Origin of the sequence: Streptomyces sp. D2-8, from assembly GCF_023184515.1 — a bacterium.
Taxonomy (GTDB): domain Bacteria; phylum Actinomycetota; class Actinomycetes; order Streptomycetales; family Streptomycetaceae; genus Streptomyces.
This window is the reverse complement of the sequence record NZ_JAAHBP010000021.1, coordinates 138,382-158,859: the sequence shown is the minus strand read 5'-3', so window position 1 is coordinate 158,859 and position 20,478 is coordinate 138,382. Positions and strand designations below refer to the sequence as shown.

Below are 20,478 nucleotides of genomic sequence, written 5' to 3'. Positions count from 1 at the left end.
GCCCGGGCTGGGGGACTCTGGAGTGGGGCAGGCGTCGGAAGGAACGCCCATGCGCTGGGAGAAGATCTCCAAGGACACCACACCGGCCGTTCCGCCGAATCTCACCGACTACGACCGCGCCCGGGCCGACTTCACCTGGGCGCGGGCCCACACCGCTCTGACCGGATTGCCCGGCGGTGGGCTGAACATCGCGCACGAGGCGATCGACCGCCATGTGGCTGCGGGCCTGGGCGACAAGGTCGCGCTGCGGTGCCTGTCCCGCGACAACGTCCTCTCGACCGTCACGTACGCCGAGCTGGCCCGCCGTACGGCCCGCTTCGCGAACGTCCTGCGCTCACTCGGCATGGGCCACGGGGACGGGGTGTTCACGCTGCTCGGCCGCTGCCCCGAGCTCTACACGGCGGTGCTCGGCACGCTGAAGAGCACCAGCGTGCTGTGCCCGCTCTTCTCCGCCTTCGGCCCCGACCCGGTCGAGCAGCGCCTGAGCCTGGGCGACGCCCGCGTGCTGGTGACCACCGCGCCCCTGTACCGGCGCAAGGTCGCCGAGCGGCGGACGTCGCTCCCCCTCCTCGCACACGTCATCATCGTCGGGCCAGGAGCCGAGGAGCTCCCCGGCACGCTCTCCTTCGACGAACTGATGTCCGCCGCCCCGGACGGGTTCACCGTCCCGCCGACCTCCCCGGAGGACATGGCGCTGCTGCACTTCACCAGCGGAACCACCGGCACCCCCAAGGGCGCGGTCCATGTCCACGAGGCGGTCGTGGCCCACTACGCCACGGCCGCGTACGCGCTCGACCTGCACGCCGATGACGTGTACTGGTGCACCGCCGACCCCGGCTGGGTCACCGGCATGTCGTACGGCATCGTCGCCCCACTCGTCCACGGCGTGACGGTCGTCGTCGACGAAGGCGACTACGACGCCCGACGCTGGTACCGGATCCTCGGCGAGCAGCGGGTGAGCGTCTGGTACACCGCGCCCACGGCCCTGCGGATGCTGATGCGCGCCACCCCCCGGCAGGGCCCGTACGACCTGCCGCGCTCCTACGACCTGTCGGCCCTGCGGTTCATCGCCTCCGTCGGCGAGCCCCTCAACCCCGAGGCCGTGGTGTGGGGCCGGGACGTGCTCGGCCTGCCGGTCCACGACAACTGGTGGCAGACCGAGACCGGCTGCATCATGATCGCGAACTTCGCGGCCTGCGAGATCCGGCCCGGCTCCATGGGGCGGCCGCTGCCGGGTGTCGAGGCGACCGTGCTGAAGCAGGGCGAGGACGGCCGGGCGCTGATCACCGACGGCAGGGTGACGGAGGTGGACAGACCGGACGTGGAGGGCGAGTTGGCGCTGCGGCCGGGCTGGCCGTCCATGTTCCGCGGCTATCTGCACGACAAGAAGCGCTACGAGGCCGCGTTCACCGACGGCTGGTATCTGACCGGCGACCTGGTCAGGCGGGACGCGGACGGCTGGTACTGGTTCGTGGGGCGCGCCGACGACGTCATCAAGTCGGCAGGGCACCTCATCGGCCCGTTCGAGGTGGAGAGCGCGCTGATGGAACACCCGGCGGTCGCGGAGGCCGGAGTGATCGGCCGGCCCGACCCTGTCGCCGGGAGCGTCGTCAAGGCGTTCGTATCGCTGCGGCCCGGCATCGATGCCGCCCCGGACCTGGAGCGGGAACTGCTGGCCTTCACCCGTCGCCGGCTGGGCCCGGCCGTCGCGCCCCGTGAGATCGCCTTCGACCAGCACCTGCCCAAGACCCGCAGCGGCAAGGTCATGCGCCGCCTGCTGCGTGCACGTGAACTCGGCCTGCCCACCGGCGACTTGTCGACGTTGGAGGGATCCTCATGAGCGTGGCCCGCAACACCCGCACCAAGAAGGCCCCAGGAACCCCGAAGCCTCCCGGGAAGAACGCGAAAAAGGCCACGCCGAGGCAAGCGAGGGGCGGGCGGGCAGCAGGTCCTGCTGCCGAACCCGCCCTGCACAGGATGGACCTGCTGGAGTCCATGCTGCGCATCCGCCGCTTCGAGGAGCGATGCGTCGAGCTGTACAGCGCGGCGCGGATCCGCGGCTTCGTCCACCTCTACATCGGAGAGGAGGCCGTCGCCGTCGGCGTCAACGAAGCCCTGACCCCCGAGGACGCGGTGGTCTCCACGTACCGCGAGCACGGTCACGCACTCGCTCGGGGCATCCCCGCCGAGGCCGTCATGGCCGAGATGTTCGGCAGGACGACCGGGTGCAGCGGGGGCCGCGGCGGCTCCATGCACCTGTTCGACGCCAGCCACCGCTTCTACGGTGGCAACGCGATCGTCGCCGGTGGTCTCCCCCTGGCCGCCGGACTGGCCCTCGCCGACCGCATGCGCGGACAGCACCGCGTCACCTGCTGCTTCTTCGGTGACGGCGCCTTCGCCGAGGGCGAGTTCCACGAGACGGCCAACCTCGCCGTCCTGTGGAACCTGCCGCTCCTGCTCATCTGCGAGAACAACCTCTACGCCATGGGCACAGCTCTCGAACGGCATGAGGCTCAGACCGACCTCGCGCTGCGCGCCGCCTCGTACGGCATGGTCGCCTGGGCCGTCGACGGCATGGACGTCGAGGCCGTCGAGCACGCCGCCCGCCGGGCCACCGAAGCCATCCGGGCCGGGGCGGGCCCGCACTTCGTCGAAGCGCGCACCTACCGCTTCCGCGCCCACTCCATGTACGACCCCGACCGCTACCGGGACAAGGCGGAGATCGACCGGTGGAAGGCCCGGGACCCGATCGACCAGCTCATGGCCCGCTTGCGCGAGAACGGTGAACTGGGCGACGAAGAACTCGCCGGGATCGAGCAGCGCGCCACCCACGAGATCGACGACGCCGTCGAAGCGGCTGAACAGGCACCGGAGGAGCCGGTCGAGGACCTGCTCCGCCACGTCACCAGCGCCCCGGCGGGGTGAGGCGACCATGAGCACAGCGCAGCCTCAGACGGCGAAGACGACCTATCGGGAGGCGATGCGCGAGGCGTTGAGAGACGCCCTGAGCGCCGACGACCGCGTCTTCCTGATGGGCGAGGACGTGGGCCGCTACGGCGGATGCTTCGGCGTCAGCCTCGGCCTGCTGGAGGAGTTCGGGCCCGAACGGGTCCGCGACACACCGCTGTCGGAGTCCGCGTTCGTGGGCGCGGGCATCGGCGCCGCCCTCGCCGGGATGCGGCCGATCGTCGAGATCATGACCGTCAACTTCAGCCTGCTCGCCCTCGACCAGATCCTCAACAACGCCGCCACCCTGCTGCACATGTCGGGCGGTCAGCTCCCCGTCCCCCTGGTGATCCGTATGACCACGGGCGCGGGGCGGCAGCTCGCCGCCCAGCACTCCCACAGCCTGGAGGGCTGGTACGCACACATCCCGGGCATCCGCGTCCTCGCGCCGGCGACCGTCGAGGACGCCCGCCACATGCTCGCCCCGGCACTCGCCGACCCCGACCCGGTACTGGTCTTCGAGCACGGAAGTCTCTACAACGCCTCCGGTGAACTCTCCGCGCCCGCCGCGCCCGGGGACATCGATCACGCCGCGGTCCGCCGGCCCGGCACGGACATCTCCCTGATCACCTACGGCGGTTCACTCCCGAAAGCGCTCGCGGCAGCGGACGAGCTGTCCACCGAGGGCATCAGCGCCGAGGTCGTCGACCTGCGCACCCTGCGCCCTCTCGACAACGACGCCATCACCGCCACCGTGGCCGGCACGCACCGCGCCGTGGTCATCGACGAAGCCTGGCGCACCGGCAGCCTCGCCGCGGAGATCTCCGCACGCATCGCCGAGGAGTCCTTCTACGAACTGGACGCCCCGGTGGAGCGGGTGTGCAGTGCGGAGGTTCCCATCCCGTACGCCCGGCGGCTGGAGGAGGCCGCCCTGCCCCAGACCGCCGACATCGTCGCGGCGGCGCACCGGGCGGTGGGCTGACCATGGCCGAGTTCACCATGCCGTCCCTGGGCGCCGACATGGACGAGGGCATGCTCCAGGAATGGCTGATCCACCCCGGCGACCAGGTCCACAAGGGCGATCCGGTCGCCGTCGTGGAGACCGCCAAGGCCACGATCGAGGTGGAGTGCTTCGAGACCGGGACGATCGGGAAGCTGCTGGTCGAGCCCGGTACGACGGTGCCGGTCGGCACGGCGCTCGCGCTGATCGAGCCGGCTGCGGAGAAGCCCCGCACAGCGGAGGGGCCCCGGAAGGCGGAGAAGCCCGGGAAGCGAGAGAAACTCCGCCTGCCCGAAGAGGCCGAGGCGAAGCAACCGGCCCCGCGGGCGTCACACCGCGCGCCCGCTCCCGCCCGGCCGGAACCCACCGCCGGGCCGCCGGCTGCCCCTGAGCGTGGGCACGTCGAAGCGGGCCCCCTGCTCCGGCACCTCGCCGAATACAGCGGCATCGAACTGGAGAGGCTCGAAGGGTCGGGGCCCGGAGGGCGCGTCACTCGGACCGACATCGAACGGGCAGCCGCTGCCGCTCGGCCCTCACGGCGACGAGCCTCCCCGCTCGCCCGCCGGCTCGCCGGCGAACTGGACGTCGACCTGACCGAGGTGACGGGGACCGGCAAGGACGGCGCTGTCCGCGCCACTGACGTGCGCGAAGCGGCCTCGCGACCGGCACCCACGGCCGCGCCCGAGCCGCAGGTCACCGCCCCGGTGCGGCCCTCGGCGGACCACACGGACACGATGCGCCGGGCGATCGCCGGACTGATGGCCCGCGCCAACCGGGACATCCCGCACTACTACCTGTCCACGACCGTCGACCTGGCCGACGCCATGGAATGGCTGCACGAGCACAACCGGCAGAGCCCGGTCGGCGAGCGGTTGCTGCCCGCGGCCCTGCTCCTGAAGGCCGCGGCCCTCGCGGCCCGGGAGGTCCCCGAGCTCAACGGCTTCTGGACCGACGACCGCTTCGAGGCGGGCGACGGCGTCCATCTCGGCGTGGCCGTGTCGCTGCGGGGCGGCGGGCTCGTCGCCCCCGCCCTGCGCGACGCCGACACGCTCCCGCTCCCCCAGCTGATGGCCTCTCTGAAGGACCTGGTCACCCGCGCCCGCACCGGCAGGCTCCGCAGCTCGGAGGTGTCCGGCTCGACCCTCACGGTCACCGATCTCGGTGATCAGGGCGTGGAAGCCGTCTTCGGTGTCATCTACCCGCCCCAGGTGGCCCTGGTCGGCTTCGGACGCGTCACGGACCGGCCGTGTGCCGTGGACGGCCTCCTCGGCGTACGCCCCGTCGTCACCGCCACCCTGTCCGCGGACCACCGGGCGACCGACGGCGCCGTCGGAGCCCGCTACCTGACCGTGGTCGACCGCCTCCTGCACCACCCGGAGGAGCTGTGAACCGTACCGAAGCACAGGACATCGTCAAGGAATCGATCACCCGCGTCGTCCCCGACGCCGATTTCACCGGCATCGGGCCCGACGTCCCGTTCCGCGACACCCTCGAAATGGACTCGCTGGACTTCCTCGGCTTCATCGAGACACTCAGCAAGCGCACCGGCATCCGCATCGACGACGAGGACACCCCACAGCTGACCACGCTGTCCTCGAGCACCGAGTTTCTCCTCGCCCACACGAAGTGAGCAGGCCCGTACCGCAGTCGGAATGGTCCTCGACTCCGAAGGGAGGCGCCAGGTGCAAGAGCCCACGCTCGACGCCGAGACCGTGACCGCCCTCGTCGAGGACGCCGCAGCCGCTCCGTCCATGCACAACGCGCAGCCGTGGAAGTTCCGCTTCCTGTCCGGTGCCCGCACCTTCCACCTGCGCGCGGACCTCGACCGCGCCATGCCTCGGTCGGATCCCACGAACCGCGCGCTCCACCTCGGCTGCGGTGCCGCCCTGTTCAACCTGCGCGTGGCCGCGGCCCACGCGGGCTGGGAACCGACGACCCGCCTGCTGCCCGAGCCCGCGGACCCGACGCTGCTCGCGTCGGTGCGGCTGGCCGGCCCCACCGGTCCCGACGACTTGCTCGCCGCGCTGTACCCGGCGATCCACCGCCGTCACACCAGCCGCTTTCCCTTCGACGAAAGGGAGATACCCGCCGGCATCCAGGCCGAGCTCGGTGACGCCGCCCGCCGGGAAGGGGCGCAGCTCGCCTTCCCTTCCACGTGGCACGTCGAGACACTCCTGGATCTCACCCACGACGCAGAGGGACGCGAAACCCTGGACCCCACCGCCTTCGAGGACGTGGCCCGCTGGACCCGGATCGACGCCGCCACCGCGGATACCGCGACCGACGGCATCCCCGCGTACGCTTTCGGCCCACGTCAGCGGGACGGCAAAGCCCCCGTGCGCGACTTCGCCGGCCGTCGCCCGGTGGCCGATCGCGGCACGGCCGCTTTCGAGCACACCCCCCATCTGGCGCTCCTGGGCACCGCCGACGACCAGCCGGCCGACTGGCTGAGCGCGGGCCAGGCGCTGGAACGCGTCCTGCTCCTGGCCACCCTGCACGGCCTGGCCACGTCCCTCACTTCCCATGCCCTGGAGTCACGCGACCTGCGCTGGCTGGCACGGGACCCCCTGACGGCGATGGCCTACGTCCAGATCCTGGTCCGCCTCGGATACGGCCCCGAAGGTCCCGCGACGCCGCGACGCCCCGTGCGCGACGTGCTCGACATCGACTGAGAGGCGGCCGCCTTCTCGCTCACCTGCTGTCACTCGTCGTCACGTCGGTGAGCGCCGCGCGCCCCGCCTCCAGACGAGCCACCGGAATCCGCAAGGGCGAGCAGGAGACGTAGTCCAGACCCGCCCGGTGGAAGAAGTGGATGGACTCCGGATCACCGCCGTGCTCGCCGCACACGCCGGTCTCCAGTCGGGCGTTGACGGCCCGGCCGGCTTCGACGGCCAGTTCCACGAGCCGGCCGACGCCCTCCTGGTCGAGGGTTTCGAAGGGAGAGGTGGCGAAGACGCCCTTCTCCAGGTAGAGCGGGAAGAAGGAGGCTTCCGCGTCGTCGCGGGACAGGCCCCACGTCGTCTGCGTCAGGTCGTTGGTGCCGAAGGAGAAGAAGTCGGCTGCTGCCGCGATGCGGCCGGCGGTCAGCGCGGCCCGGGGCAGCTCGATCATGGTGCCGATCGGGCAGTCCAGGTTCTGTCCCGTCTCCTCCGCGACCTCGGCGAGGACCCGCTCGGCCTCGGCCCGTGCCAGGCGCAGTTCCTCCACCGCCCCGACGAGCGGGATCATGATCTCGGCGCGTGGCCGGCCGCCCTCGCGCAGCCGCTGGACCACGGCCTCCGCGACGGCGCGCACCTGCATCGTCACCAGGCCCGGTACGGCCAGACCGAGGCGGACGCCGCGCAGTCCGAGCATCGGGTTCTCCTCGTGCATGCGCTCGACGGCGCCGAGGAGGTCCCGGTCGTGTGCGTCGGGATGCGGCGCGCGGGCGATGCGGACGGCCAGTTCCGTGCGGTCGGGCAGGAACTCGTGCAGTGGCGGATCGAGCAGCCGGATCGTCACCGGCAAACCGTCCATCGCCTTCAGGATGCCGGTGAAGTCCTCCCGCTGCAGTGGCAGCAGGGCCGCCAGCGCCTGTTCGCGTGCGCCGTCGTCACGGGCGAGGATCATCGCCTCGACCAGCGACCTGCGTTCGCCGAGGAACATGTGCTCGGTGCGGCACAGGCCGATGCCCTGGGCTCCGAGCCTGCGGGCGCGCGCGGCGTCCTCGGGGGTGTCCGCGTTGGCCCGGACTTCCAGCCTGCGTACGGAGTCGGCGTGGGCGAGGGCGCTCAGCACGGCTTCCGTCAGCGGCCCGGTGTCCTCGCCGGTCTCCAGGCACCGGCCGACTTCCGAGGGGGCCAGCGGCAGGGCCCCCGGATACACGGTGCCCGCGGTGCCGTCGACGGAGAGGGTGTCGCCTTCGCGGACGACCACACCGGCAGGCGTGGTGAACAGGCGGGCGGCGGGGTCGATGGCCAGTGCTTCGGTGCCGCACACGCAGACCTTGCCCATGCCGCGGGCGACGACGGCGGCGTGACTGGTCTTGCCACCGCGGCTGGTCAGGACCGCCTGTGCGGCGATCATGCCGGGCAGGTCGTCGGGGGTGGTCTCGCGCCGCACGAGGACGGTGTGCTGTCCGTCGGCCGCGCGGCGGACGGCGGCCTCCGAGTCGAAGACCACGACGCCGACGGCGGCGCCCGGAGACGCGGGCACGCCGTGCGCGAGGGGCACGTCGGCGGGGCGGGTGGCGAAGGTGGGGAACATCAGCCGGGTCAGTTCGGTGCCGCCGACGCGGCCGAGGCTCTCGTCCGCGGTGAGGGTGCCCTCGTCCTGCAGGTCGTGGGCGATCCGGAAGGCGGCTTCCGCGGTGCGCTTGCCGACGCGGGTCTGCAGGATCCACAGCTTGCCGCGCTCGACGGTGAACTCGACGTCGCACAGGTCACGGTAGTGGGCTTCCAGGGTGCGCAGGTGGTCACCGAGTTCGGCGTACGCGCGGGGGTCGAGGTCCTTCAGTTCGGCCAGCGGTACGGCGTCCCGCACACCGGCGACGACGTCCTCGCCCTGCGCGTCGGGCAGGTAGTCGCCGTACATGCCGCGCTCCCCGGTGGCGGGGTCGCGGGTGAAGGCGACGCCGGTGCCGGAGTCGGGGCCGAGGTTGCCGAAGACCATCGTCTGGATGTTCACGGCGGTGCCGAGGTCCTCGGGGATGTGCTCGCGGTGGCGGTAGACGCGGGCACGCTCGCTGTTCCAGGAGGCGAAGACCGCGCGGACGGCGCGGTAGAGCTGCTCGAAGGGGTCCTGCGGGAAGTCCTCGCCTGTCTCGCGGCGGATGATGGCCTGGAACTCCTCGACGAGGGCGGCCAGTTCGGCCGCGTCCAGAGCGTGGTCGTCGGTCACCGACAGCGCGGCCTTGTGCGCGCCGATGGCCTGTTCGAACAGGGCACCGTCGACACCCATGACGGTGTGGCCGAACATCTGCAGCAGTCTCCGGTAGGAGTCCCAGGCGAACCTCTCCTGGCCGGAGGCCTTGGCGAGTCCCGCGACGGACGCGTCGTTGAGACCGATGTCGAGGATGGTCTCCATCATGCCCGGCATCGAGAAGCGGGCGCCGGAGCGGACGGACACGAGCAGAGGGTCGTCGGGCCGGCCGAGATCACGTCCCATGGCCCGCTCAAGGCCGGCCAGTGCACGGGCCACTTCGACACCCAGCTCCGGTGGCTCCTGGCCGGTTTCCAGGTAGATCCGGCAGGCCTCGGTGGTGACGGTGAAGCCGGGGGGTACCGGCAGGCCGAGCCGGGTCATCTCGGCCAGGCCCGCGCCCTTTCCGCCGAGCAGTCCGGTCATCTCGCGGTTGCCGTCGGCGAACTCGTACACATAGGTCGTCGGGGTGCTCATCTCGGCTCCGGCCTCTCAGTCGCGCAGGAACGACAGCACCGGGGCCGTCCGCGGACCCGGCGACTCCGGCAAGGAGCGAGGACAGCGAAGATCCGATGCACTCCCTGCGCTCGGCGTGCTTCTCCCTCCCAGGGTCGCGCGCGGCCCCTCCGCGCGCAGAGGGGCCACCGGGCCCTCGTCCGGGCCCATCCGGCCCCTGCACGGGTGGGGTGGCATGGGGCCGTCGCCGGCACAGGCCGCTCGGCCCGCCGGGAGGAACTTCCGGCCCGGGAGCCCCGACCTCTCGATGATCACGGACAGCCCGCGTGCGCCCCGGAAACCCGGGACCACCCGGCCCCTGGCGTGCCCGGCCGGCCCATCGAATCAGGCGCTTGCGAGGCGGACGCTGAACGTACGACCTGCCGGCGAAAGGCCCACGGCCCCTGTCTGCGCGGGTTCCGCCGAGTCGGCACGCGCCCGCGCGCTCCTGAGGGAAGGCGGAGGATGATGAAACACAGCAAGGTCGGTGCGCTGATGACGAGCGACGTCGTCAGCGCCGCATACGGCACACCGTTCAAGGAGGTCGCCCGGCTGCTCGCCGAGTACCGGATCAGCGGCCTGCCCGTGGTGGACGACGACGAGAAGGTCATCGGAGTGATCTCAGAGACCGACCTGATGGTCCGGCAAGCCGAGACTCCCGACCCGCTGGAGCGGGATCGACGCTTCCGCCGGCCGCGCCCGGGCCTGGGCGCCCGCGCCCGCCGGGCCCGATCCCGGGCCCGATCCCGGGCCCGGACGGCCGGAGGGCTGATGTCCCACCCGGCCGTCACCGTCCACAGCGACGCGCCCGTCGTCGAGGCGGCCCGGGTCATGGCACGCCACGGGGTGGAACGGCTGCCCGTCGTGGACGACGAGGAACGGCTCGTCGGCATCGTCACGCGCCGCGACCTGCTCCGGGTCTTCCTGCGCCCCGATGCGGAGATCCGCACCGCCGTCGTGGACGAGGTGCTGGGGCGGGCTCTGTCGCTGACACCACGCACCGTCGACGTGGACGTCCATGAGGGCGTGGTGACGCTGACCGGCCGGCTGGAGCGGCGCAGCGAGGCCAGGTCGGCCGTGCTCATGTGCCGTGAGATGGACGGTGTGGTCGCGGTCGTCGACCACCTCACCCATCGCTTCGACGACTCCAGGCTGCGGCCGGACGAGCGGGCCTTGCACGGGATTGCCGACACCTGGCCGCGCAGGCCGTGAGGAGGTACACCGACCATGACGGAGACAGTGCTGGTCGCTTACGGATCGACCAACGGCTCGACGGCCGAGATCGCCGAGCGCATCGGTGAGGTGCTGACCGAGGAGGGGCTGACGGTGGCGGTGCGTTCGGCGGCCAGCGTCCCGGACGTCACGCCGTACGATGCCGTCGTACTCGGCGGCGGACTGTACGGGGGCCGCTGGCAGCGCGACGCCCGCCGCTTCGCCCGGCATCACCGCAGGGCCCTGACGGAGCGTCCCGTGTGGCTGTTCAGCAGCGGGCCTCTGGACCCCTCGGCGTCCGAGCGGGAGATTCCGCCGGCGCCCGGCGTGCGGCGGGTCGCGGACCGTCTCGATGCCCGCGGTCACATCACCTTCGGCGGACGCCTGGAGGGAAAGGTCAAGGGACGCATCGCCCGGATGATCGTCAACTCCGGAAAGGGCGGCGACTTCCGCGACTTCGAGCAGATCGCCGCCTGGGCGACGACGGTGGCCGGGGAGCTGTCGAGAGAACAACCCGGGAGTCGGCCATGACGCACACACGAGCAGGCAACCCGATCGTGGCCGGTGTCGACCCCGACCCGGGGAGACGCATGGCGCTCGCCTGGGCCGCCGACGAGGCGGACCGGCGCCGCCTGCCCCTGCTGCTGGTCCTCGCGCAGAACGTACCGACGCGTGGATACCGGCCGACGGGCGGGCGGCCGTCGTGGGAGGAGTGGAACGAAGCGCTGCATGCGACGGGGGACCGCGTGCTGAAGGAGGCGGTGGCCTTCGTCGAGTCCCGGCATCCGCGGGTGCGGGTGTCCGGGCTGCTGGCGGAGGGGCATCCGGCGTGGGTGCTGCGCGAGCAGGCCCAGCGCGCCACGGAGATCGTGCTCGGTTCCTGGCATCTGAGTGCTCTCCAGGAGATGTTCACCTCCGCCGCCGTCGCCCTGCCGCTCGTCGCCCACGCACCCTGCCCCGTGGTGGTCGTACCGGAGTCGGAGCACATCACCCAGCAGCCGCCGTACTTCGTGGTCGGGGTCGACGGCAGCCCTCGGTCCGCCGCCGCGGTCGACTTCGCCTTCGAGGAGGCCTCCCTGCGCGGCGCGGTCCTGCGCGCCCTGTACGTGTGGCACGCGCCGCCCCTCGGCGTCCTGGACGAGGACGCGGCCGTCCAGGAGTGCCGCCGGCTTCTGTCGGAGACGGTGGCCGGACGTACCGCCGCCCATCCGGAGGTGGAACTGCACCACGAGGTCGTGCGGGGCCACCCGGTTCAGGTCCTCGTCAAGGCGTCCGAACACGCCCTCGGCCTGGTCGTGGGTACCCGCGGCCACGGCGGCTTCGCCGGCATGCTGCTGGGCTCCGTCAGCCACGGCGTACTGCACCACGCACACTGCCCGGTCATCACCGTCCCGCTCGCGCACGACCGGTAGGCCGCGGGTCTCCGGATCATTTCGTCGCATGCTGCGGGCGTTTCACGGGGCTCGCAGGAGGCGTGCCCGCCGCCGGGCCCCGGTCACCGACCGTCGCGCCGCCCGGAGGCGGTGTTCATCAGCCACGTCACCGTGCGGCTGACGTCCGACAACGAGACGATCCCGACGAGCCTGCCGTGCTCCACGACCAGGACCCGGTGCTCGGCGCCCGGCTCCATGCGCGGCAGCAGATCCGCCAGCGGGCTGTCCGGCCCGACCACGATGGTCTGCGACAGTGGCACCATCACCTCCCTCACCATCACGGCCCGGGCCTCGTCCTGCGGCACCCGTCTGGCGCCGTCGAGGGTCACCAGCCCGACCGGTGAGCCGTCGTCGGTCACCGGGAACGCCGAATGCCGGTAGCGGTAGCGCACATCCGTGAGGAAGCCCGTGACCGTGGTGTCCGCCGGCACCGTGAGGGGTTCGGGCGTCATGGCGGCCCGCACCGGGACACCGGCCAGCACACCGCGCAGATGGGCCTGCCGTCCCTCGACCGTGGCGGCCCCGATGAGGAACCAGCCGATCAGCGCCAGCCAGAGACCGCCGAACGCGCCGCGCGTGATGAACGCGATCAGTCCGAGCGCCACGAGCAGCCACCCGAAGACCCGCCCGGCCGCGGTCGCGCCGGCGGTCGCCCGCAGCCGGTCTCCCGTGCGCCACCACAGGAACGCGCGCAGCAGCCTGCCGCCGTCGAGCGGGGCGGCCGGGACGGCGTTGAAGACCGCGAGCAGCACATTGATGCCTGCCAGCCACGCCGCCATCTCCACCATGATCCCGGACGCGGACACCAGGTCGAGCAGCCAGGCGCCGAGCGCGAAAAGCCCGCCCAGGAGGAGGCTGACGAGCGGGCCGACCCCTGCGATCCTCAGCTCCGCCCCCGGGCTGGACGCCTCGGACTTCAGCCGGGCCGCTCCGCCGAGGAGCCACAGCACGATGTCGTCCACCTCGACCGCGTTGCGCCGCGCCACGACGGCATGCGCCAGCTCATGTGCGAGGAGCGAGGCGAAGAAGACCACGGCGGTGCAGAGGCCAGCAGCCCAGTACACCGCCCAGGCACGGCCGGGATACGTCTCCGGCAGGCGGCCCTGAGACAGGCCGAGGGCGATGATGCCGAAGATGAACAGCACGCTCCAGTGCACACCGACCCGGACACCGGCGATCCGTCCCAGCACGAACGTCGCCCTCACTGCCCTCTCCCTTGTTCGTACCCTCACCCGAGGACAGCCGTCCGGCGGCGACCACCGCCCGTCTCCTGGCCTCGGACGACGGGACGGACCGGGGTCGCGGCCTCGGCCGACCCCCGTCAGGCCACCGTGATGGTGTCGTCCAGGTAGACGTCCTGGACGGCGTGGAGAAGTTCTATGCCCTCTGCGGTGGGCCGCTGGAAGGCCTTGCGGCCGGTGATGAGCCCGGTGCCGCCCGCCCGCTTGTTGATCACCGCCGTCCGTACGGCCTGCGCGAGGTCCCCTTGGCCGGCCGACGCGCCGCCGCTGTTGATGAGTGCGACCCGGCCCATGTAGCAGTTGGCCACCTGCCAGCGGGTGAGGTCGATCGGGTGACCGGTGGTGAGCCTGTCGTACAGGAGCTTGTCGGTCCTGCCGAATTCCAGCGCGGGGTAGCCGCCGTTGTTCTCCGGCTGCTTCTGCTTGACGATGTCGGCCTCGATGGTCACACCGAGGTGGTTGGCCTGCCCGGTGAGGTCGGCCGACACCGAGTAGTCCACGCCGTCCTTCTTGAACGCGGAGTTGCGCAGGTAGCACCACAGCACGGTGAACATGCCCAGTTCATGAGCACGCGCGAAGACCTCACTGGCTTCCCGCAGCTGGCGGTCCGACTGCTCCGAGCCGAAGTAGACAGTGGCGCCCACACCGGCCGCGCCGAGTTCGAAGCACTGCTCGACGTTGCCGAACATGATCTGGTCGTAATGGTTCGGGTAGGTCAGGAGCTCGTTGTGGTTGAGCTTCACGATGAACGGGATCCGGTGCGCGTAGCGCCGCGACACGGCCCCGAGCACACCGAGCGTGCTGGCGACCGCGTTGCAGCCGCCCTCGATGGCGAGTTCGACGATGCTCTCCGGGTCCAGGTAGCGGGGGTTCCTGGCGAACGCCGACGCCGCGGAGTGCTCGATGCCCTGGTCGACCGGCAGGATCGACACGTGCCCCGTGCCGGCCAGACGGCCGTGGTCGATGAGGGACTGCACATTGCGCAGCACTCGGGGCGATCGGTCGCTCCCGGCCATGGTCCGGTCGACGAAATCGTGGCCCGGGAGTACCAGGTCTTCCTTCGGGATCCCGTGGGCGCTGTGGGTCAGCAGGTCGTCGGCCTCGTCGCCCAGCAAGCCTCGGATGTCGGTCATCGGCTTCGCGCCTCCGGTCGTTCGGGAGTACCGAGAGACAGCCCCCGGGTTCCCGCAACCGCCAGGCTTCATGTGACTCCGCGCGCGCCGTTTCGGCCGATGTCCGACGCGGCGTGACCGTTCCGCGGGCCCGCTGTGACGGGGCCCGCCGTGCGCCGGGGGGGGATCCCCGTCCGGTGCGGGGGCCGTAGCGGTCCTGCCGTGGAACAGTGGAACAGAGGCGGCACGGACCGTGCGGATCCTGCTGAGGTGCTCCGGCGAAGGAGGACACGATGCGTCACCCTGTGCTGGCGGGTATCGACGGGTCCGCGCACAGTTCGGCGGCGGCGGACTGGGCAGCGCGAGAGGCCGCTCTGCGGGGCGTTCCCCTGCGCCTGATCCACGCCTCCCCACCCCTTCCGGGCAGCGCCGTGCCGGCCCCGGCCGTGGACAGGTTGCGCCACATGGGTGAGCGGATGCTTCAACGGGCGGTCACCGACCTCAGCGACCGCTACCCGGACCTCGACCTCCGGGGCGAACACGCCGATGACACCCCGGCCTCGGCACTCCTCGAGGCGGCGCGTGCGGCCGGTCTCCTCGTCGTGGGCACGCGCGGGACGGGCGGCTTCGACGGACTCGCGGTCGGCTCGGTGGCCCTGCGGATGGCCATGGCGGCCCCTTGCCCCGTCGTGCTGGTGCCCCCAGGGCATGCCCAGGTCTTCGGCGAGGGCGCGCACACGGCGCGCGGCGCTGCCCGGGTAGTGGTGGGGTTCAACGCACATCACCCGGTCGGTGAGGTGGCGGACTTCGCGTTCGCGGCAGCTGAGGCACGGGGAGCGGATCTGCGGGTGATCCAGGCCTGGGCCTTGCCCGCCGACTCCGTGTCTCCCCGGACCCTGGCGGTGACCGAGGAGGACCGCGCCACCTGGGAGGATCAGGAGGCCCTGCAGCTCTCCGACGCGCTGCGCGCGTGGCAGGAGAAGTATCCGCGGGTGACGGTCCGTCCCGATGTCATGCTGCTCCACCCCGCGGAAGCGCTCCTGAACACGTCCGGCGGCGCGGAGCTGCTCGTCGTGGGCCGCCGTACCGATGCGCGGGCGGTCGAGGGCAGAATGGGCCCCATCACCCACGCCGTGCTGCACCACGCCCGCTGCCCGGTGGCGGTCGTGGCGCACACCCGGTGACGGCCGGTCCGCGAGTCCGGCGGCGATCCGGCAGGTGACCGGGGCAGTCAGCCGAAGAACACCTCGAACTCGTCGTACAGCGACCGGTCGACCCGCTTGGTCTTCCCCGTGGCATCGGCGAGGGGGACGCGGACGATGTCCGTGCCGTGCAGCGCCACCATCGTGCCGAAGTCACCGTCCTTGACCGCGTCGACGGCGTGCAGTCCGAAGCGCGTGGCCAGCCACCGGTCGAAGGCGCTCGGCGTGCCGCCGCGCTGGATGTGCCCCAGGACCGTGGTGCGGGCATCCGTGCCGGTCCGTTCGGAGATTTCCTGGGCCAGCCATTCGCCGATGCCGGACAGTCGCACGTGGCCGAACTCGTCCAGCGTCTGGTCCTTGAGGATCATCTGTCCCTCATGAGGGACGGCCCCTTCGGCCACCACGACGATCGGGGCGTAGTTGATCTTGAATCGGCTCCGCACCCACCCGCAGACCTGCTCGATGTCGAACGGCCGCTCCGGGATGAGGATCGCGTTGGCGCCGCCCGCGACGCCGGCATGGATCGCGATCCACCCCGAGTGCCGTCCCATCACTTCGACCACCAGCGTGCGCATGTGCGACTCGGCGGTGGTGTGGAGACGGTCGATGGCCTCGGTCGCGATGCCGACGGCGGTGTCGAAGCCGAAGGTGAAGTCCGTGCCCGACACGTCGTTGTCGATGGTCTTCGGTACGCCGACCAGATTGATCCCCTGACGGCTCAGCTCGGTGGCCGCACCGAGCGTGTCCTCGCCGCCGATCACGATGAGCGCGTCCACGTCGTGAGCCGAGAGGGTGTCCCGCACGCGTCGCAGCCCGTCCTCGTGCTTGAACGGGTTGGTGCGGGAGGAGCCGAGGATGGTCCCGCCCCGCGGGAGGATTCCGCGCACGCTGGAGATGTCGAGCGGCACCACATGGCCCTTGAGCGCGCCGAGCCAGCCGTCTCGCAGTCCGACGAAGTCAAAGGCGTACTCCTGGACGCCTTTGCGGACGATGCTGCGGATCACGGCGTTGAGGCCGGGGCAGTCACCGCCGCCCGTCAGCACTCCAACCCTCATGGCTTCCTCCCATCGACTGCTCACCCACCTGGTGGCAGCCTGCTCGGCGGTCGAATCCGCTGCCGGGGGACGCGGGTCGCCTCCCCTCCAGCGTCCCCCCGTTCGGTCCGCAGTGGCCACTCGACGCCCGCGGCGGCCGGGTACTTCTGCCGCCACGGGCGCAGGGCCTCGGCCAGTGCGGCGGCCTCCCGCCTGCCCAGCTCGGCGTTGACCCTGAGGTCGGAGGGCAGCCCATAGGCGAAGTAGGTCGGCTGGTACCAGCCGTGCACGACCCTCAGGGCGGTGGCGCGACGGGCCGCCTCCTCGAAGGCGAAGGCGATCACCGAGTCGTCGGGCTGCCGGTGTCGAGCCCCGGGACGACGGGGCGGAAGGAGGTGGCGGCGGACGGAATGCCGGCCGGATCCATGGTGTGTTCGCCGGCGGCCCGCTCGCCGGCCCGGACCAGGACCACGGGGCGTCGGTGTGCGCGACAACGGCCGGGCCCACGGACCCCACCAGGAAGCCTCCCACTCCGCTCAGACCGCGCGACCCGAGCACCCACGGTTCCCCAGACCGTGTCCGCACCATCACGGTGGTGCCTCTTGGTTCAGCAGGTCGTCCGGGTCCCCTACGACGATGTCCGCGCCGTGCCGCGGCAACTCGTCCCGGGTGCCCGTACCGGCCGCCCGATCCACATCGACGACCAGGCCGAAACCGCCCCGGAGGCCGGCCTCCACCCCCGCAAGCGCGTCCTCCACGACGGCGGTGCGGCCGGCAGGGGCACCGAGCCGTCGCGCCGCCTCCGGGAAAAGGTCGGGCCGAGGCTTGCCCGGAAGATCCAGACGGGCCGCCTCGCCACCGTCCACGAGGGCGTCCAAGAGGCCTGTACGCGGCGACGGACGTGACCCGCTGGGGGGTCGGGTCGACACCGCGCGAGGCGAGGAAGGCCGCGGCCCCGTCGGTGCCGGATCACGGCCGTTCGCCTGCGGGGGAACGCGAGGGGGTCGCACCGCTGGGCACGACCACCACAGGGCAGGCCGCGTGATGCAGCACCGTGTGTGCCACTCGGCCCAGCTGGAAGCCGTAATGGTCGTGTCTTCGCCCGGCGCCGATGATCAGAAGGTCCGCTGCCGCGGAACGGTCCAGCAGCACCTTGCGGGCCGATCCCTCAACCGTCGCGCGGCGTACCCGGACACGGGGGTGGTCGGCTGCCGCATCACGGAGCAGAGCATCGAGGAGGGCGGAGGCCTGCGCTTCGTGCCGGCGAGCCGGTTCTCCGGCCGGCACGGGACGGTCGACGGTCCCGTACGCGGGGCGGCGCCAGGCGCGTACGACGTCGAGGACGCACGCGCGCGCCTCGGCCTCGTCGAAGGCGAACCGCACGGCCTCCTCGCTCGCCCCGGGCTCCCCCGCTCCGAGCATGATGCGTTCGTGCGTGCCGGCCAAACCGGCCTCGTCGCCCCGAACGACGATCACCGGGCAGTGGGCCCGGGCTGCCACGGCCAGGCTCACCGAGCCGAGAAGCATCCCTTTCAGCTCTCCGCGGCCGCGGCAGCCCGTCACCAGTGCCCTGGCGTTGTCCCCCGCGTCCAGCAGGGCGGACACGGCTTCCGCGGCCGAGACGTCGGCGGTCGCCCTCACATCCGGGTTGCGTCGTCGGGCGCGCTCCGTCGCGGTTCCGAGGATGTTCTCCACCATCACGCGCTCGGACGAGCGCTCCACGCTCCCCGGCAGCAGGGCGCCCTCATAGCGTTCCCACAAGGAGGCGTACACCAGCCGCAGCGGGAAGCCGCTCCGCGCGGCTTCGTCCACCGCCCAGTCGACCGCCAGGAGGCTCGCTTGCGATCCGTCGACGCCAACGACCAAGGGAAGCTCCATCGTCCCCACCGCCTTCCGTCGGGCTGCGACTCCCGGGAGTTCGTCCAGCCCGGCTGCGCGGCAGCCGCACCAGGGCTTCCGGGGAGTCCTCGGAGCTTCCCACCGGTGGTCCTGCGGCGTACCCCACTCATTGTCGTACCAGCCGGAGATCTTCACCAGCCTCCACGGGGATTCTCCGCCACACCCGGTGGGCCGGACGGGCAGCGGCCGGGGCCGAACGGCCCTTGCCATACGCGGTCACCGGGCGTTCCATCAACATGTCGGACCAAGCGGAAGACCGTCATGACCACCGAGAACGCACAGCCCTTCCCCGCCGAGCCGCGGCAGAGCACGGAGCTGGACAGCGCCGAGGCACTGCGGCTGCTCGGCAGTGTGTCCCTGGGCCGGATCGTCTTCACTCAGTACGCGCTCCCGCAGATCCGTCCGGTCAACCACGTCCTGGACGACGGCGAGATCGTCCTCCGCACACACGAGGGAGCGGTACTGACCGCACGTAGCCGCCGAGCCGACGGCCGGGGCGTGGTCGTCGCGTACGAAGCCGACTCCATCGATCCCGACACGCACCTCGGCTGGAGCGTCGTCGTCACCGGTTACGCCGACCTCGTGACCGATCCGCGCCAGCTGGCCCGTTACCAGGAGATGCTGCGCCCCTGGGTGCAACACGCGGTGCACGACACGGTGCGGATCCGCCCCGACCTGGTGGCCGGCGTGCTGCTCACCGGTGCGGGCGCGGCCCTGTAACGCATGAGTGTGCCTGCGCCGATTCGGCGGTCATGCCGGAACTCGAATCGGCACCGGCCGTCACGCAGGGCGGAGTTGACGCCCCATCCGGCGACGGTGTGGGCACCGGGAGCGTGACCTTCGCTTCCGCAAGGTCGATACTGCCCATCAGAGGATCACCAGCCGGCTCAGAAGGGACGGCCATCCTTTCCTGATGGCCAGTCACAAACTGGTCGACCCTAACCTGACCTGCGAAGATGAAGGTCAGAGGCCCAGATGCTAGTCTCATCAGGAGGTTCCCGTGAAGATGCTGATCAACGTCCCGGAGACCGTGGTCGCAGATGCGCTGCGCGGCCTGGCGGCTGCCCACCCGGAGCTGACCGTGGACGTGGAGAACCGGGTGATCGTACGGCGGGACGCTCCCGTCTCCGGGCAGGTGGGGCTGGTCTCGGGCGGAGGCTCCGGGCACGAGCCGTTGCACGGCGGTTTCGTCGGTCCCGGCATGCTGTCGGCGGCCTGCCCCGGCGAGGTGTTCACCTCCCCCGTACCCGATCAGATGCTGCGCGCTGCCGCCGCCGTGGACAGCGGTGCCGGCGTGCTGTTCATCGTGAAGAACTACACCGGTGACGTGCTCAACTTCGACATGGCCGCGGAGATGGCCGAGGACGAGGGCATCCAGGTCGCGAAGGTGCTGGTCAACGATGACGTGGCGGTGACCGACAGCCTGTACACCGCGGGGCGGCGCGGTACGGGCGCGACCCTGTTCGTGGAGAAGATCGCGGGCGCCGCCGCCGCCGAGGGCATGCCTCTGGAGCAGGTCGAGGCCATCGCCCGGCAGGTGAACGAGAACTCCCGCAGTTTCGGGATCGCGCTGAGCGCCTGCAGCACGCCGGCCAAGGGCAGCCCCACCTTCGATCTGCCGCCCGGCGAGCTGGAGTTGGGCATCGGCATCCACGGCGAGCCCGGCCGGGAGCGGCGCGCCATGATGACCTCCGGCGAGATCGCCGAGGCCGCCGTAGAGGCGGTGGTGGAGGACCTCCAGCCGCGCAATCCGGTGCTGGTCCTCGTCAACGGCATGGGCGCGACGCCGCTGCTCGAGCTGTACGGCTTCAACGCCGAGGTGCACCGGGTGCTCGCCCAGCGCGGCGTCCCCGTGGCCCGCGTCCTCGTGGGCAACTACGTCACCTCGCTGGACATGGCGGGCGCCTCGCTCACCCTGTGCCAGGTCGACGAGGAACTGCTGCGGCTGTACGACGCGCCGGTGAAGACCCCGGGCCTGCGCTGGGGCGTGTGACACGCAGAGGGT

At 71.6% G+C, this 20,478-nt stretch carries 17 protein-coding genes and 2 pseudogenes; 12 read left to right on the top strand and 7 right to left on the bottom strand.

From position 1 onward, the window contains the following. The first annotated feature begins 49 nt into the window (after positions 1–49). From acsA to G3I77_RS31105, 6 genes are all read left to right on the top strand, one after another. The gene (gene acsA, locus G3I77_RS31130) at positions 50–1,840 is read left to right on the top strand and encodes an acetate--CoA ligase (RefSeq protein WP_248508876.1); all 1,791 of its coding nucleotides are present in this window, start codon (positions 50–52) and stop codon (positions 1,838–1,840) included. Positions 1,841–1,977: 137 nt separating this feature from the next. After that, the gene (gene pdhA, locus G3I77_RS31125; RefSeq protein ID WP_248508875.1) at positions 1,978–2,925 is read left to right on the top strand and encodes a pyruvate dehydrogenase (acetyl-transferring) E1 component subunit alpha; all 948 of its coding nucleotides are present in this window, start codon (positions 1,978–1,980) and stop codon (positions 2,923–2,925) included. A gap of 7 nt (positions 2,926–2,932) precedes the next feature. After that, complete coding sequence (locus tag G3I77_RS31120) at positions 2,933–3,928, top strand: alpha-ketoacid dehydrogenase subunit beta (protein ID WP_248508873.1); 996 nt, start codon at positions 2,933–2,935, stop codon at positions 3,926–3,928. 2 nt (positions 3,929–3,930) lie between these two features. Beyond that, positions 3,931–5,334, top strand: a complete 1,404-nt coding sequence (locus G3I77_RS31115; RefSeq protein ID WP_248508871.1) for a 2-oxo acid dehydrogenase subunit E2 — start codon at positions 3,931–3,933, stop codon at positions 5,332–5,334. Next, positions 5,331–5,576: a phosphopantetheine-binding protein gene (locus tag G3I77_RS31110; RefSeq protein WP_248508869.1), complete on the top strand. Its 246-nt coding sequence runs from the start codon at positions 5,331–5,333 to the stop codon at positions 5,574–5,576. The genes G3I77_RS31115 and G3I77_RS31110 overlap by 4 nt, the downstream gene beginning before the upstream one ends. 22 nt (positions 5,577–5,598) lie before the next feature. Continuing rightward, complete coding sequence (locus tag G3I77_RS31105; RefSeq protein WP_248508867.1) at positions 5,599–6,618, top strand: nitroreductase family protein; 1,020 nt, start codon at positions 5,599–5,601, stop codon at positions 6,616–6,618. Positions 6,619–6,637: 19 nt separating this feature from the next. Here the strand turns inward: G3I77_RS31105 and ppdK are convergent, their stop codons facing one another. Further along, entirely contained in the window at positions 6,638–9,322 is a 2,685-nt protein-coding gene (gene ppdK / locus G3I77_RS31100) for a pyruvate, phosphate dikinase (protein WP_248508865.1), read from the bottom strand. Positions 9,323–9,808: 486 nt separating this feature from the next. Here ppdK and G3I77_RS31095 point away from each other — a divergent pair, with 486 nt between their 5' ends. From G3I77_RS31095 to G3I77_RS31085, 3 genes are read left to right on the top strand one after another with little or no spacing between them, the layout of a single operon-like run. After that, entirely contained in the window at positions 9,809–10,552 is a 744-nt protein-coding gene (locus G3I77_RS31095; protein WP_248508959.1) for a CBS domain-containing protein, read from the top strand. 15 nt (positions 10,553–10,567) lie between these two features. Then, entirely contained in the window at positions 10,568–11,083 is a 516-nt protein-coding gene (locus tag G3I77_RS31090) for a flavodoxin domain-containing protein (RefSeq protein ID WP_248508863.1), read from the top strand. Further along, the gene (locus G3I77_RS31085; RefSeq protein ID WP_248508862.1) at positions 11,080–11,964 is read left to right on the top strand and encodes a universal stress protein; all 885 of its coding nucleotides are present in this window, start codon (positions 11,080–11,082) and stop codon (positions 11,962–11,964) included. Before G3I77_RS31090 ends, G3I77_RS31085 begins: the two co-directional genes overlap by 4 nt. 83 nt (positions 11,965–12,047) lie before the next feature. On the opposite strand, the gene G3I77_RS31080 is transcribed toward G3I77_RS31085, so the two are convergent. Further along, entirely contained in the window at positions 12,048–13,190 is a 1,143-nt protein-coding gene (locus G3I77_RS31080) for a site-2 protease family protein (RefSeq protein ID WP_248508861.1), read from the bottom strand. 116 nt (positions 13,191–13,306) lie between these two features. Continuing rightward, the gene (locus tag G3I77_RS31075) at positions 13,307–14,359 is read right to left on the bottom strand and encodes a class I fructose-bisphosphate aldolase (protein WP_248508859.1); all 1,053 of its coding nucleotides are present in this window, start codon (positions 14,357–14,359) and stop codon (positions 13,307–13,309) included. 272 nt (positions 14,360–14,631) lie between these two features. On the opposite strand from G3I77_RS31075, the gene G3I77_RS31070 reads away from it, so the two are divergent. Further along, positions 14,632–15,522, top strand: coding sequence for a universal stress protein (locus tag G3I77_RS31070; protein ID WP_248508857.1), 891 nt, complete (start codon positions 14,632–14,634; stop codon positions 15,520–15,522). Between the two features lie 47 nt (positions 15,523–15,569). Here the strand turns inward: G3I77_RS31070 and G3I77_RS31065 are convergent, their stop codons facing one another. From G3I77_RS31065 to G3I77_RS31050, 4 genes and pseudogenes are all read right to left on the bottom strand, one after another. Further along, positions 15,570–16,595, bottom strand: a complete 1,026-nt coding sequence (locus tag G3I77_RS31065; RefSeq protein WP_248508856.1) for a 6-phosphofructokinase — start codon at positions 16,593–16,595, stop codon at positions 15,570–15,572. A 119-nt stretch (positions 16,596–16,714) separates the two neighbouring features. Next, positions 16,715–17,141 (bottom strand): annotated as a pseudogene (locus tag G3I77_RS31060) (universal stress protein); the annotation flags it as partial. Between the two features lie 20 nt (positions 17,142–17,161). Beyond that, positions 17,162–17,455: pseudogene (locus tag G3I77_RS31055) on the bottom strand (HAD-IA family hydrolase); the annotation flags it as partial. Positions 17,456–17,543: 88 nt separating this feature from the next. Then, positions 17,544–18,452: a universal stress protein gene (locus tag G3I77_RS31050; protein ID WP_248508855.1), complete on the bottom strand. Its 909-nt coding sequence runs from the start codon at positions 18,450–18,452 to the stop codon at positions 17,544–17,546. Between the two features lie 282 nt (positions 18,453–18,734). On the opposite strand from G3I77_RS31050, the gene G3I77_RS31045 reads away from it, so the two are divergent. Beyond that, entirely contained in the window at positions 18,735–19,193 is a 459-nt protein-coding gene (locus G3I77_RS31045) for a pyridoxamine 5'-phosphate oxidase family protein (RefSeq protein ID WP_248508854.1), read from the top strand. A 280-nt stretch (positions 19,194–19,473) separates the two neighbouring features. Next, the gene (dhaK, locus tag G3I77_RS31040) at positions 19,474–20,466 is read left to right on the top strand and encodes a dihydroxyacetone kinase subunit DhaK (RefSeq protein ID WP_248508853.1); all 993 of its coding nucleotides are present in this window, start codon (positions 19,474–19,476) and stop codon (positions 20,464–20,466) included. Positions 20,467–20,478 lie beyond the last annotated feature (12 nt).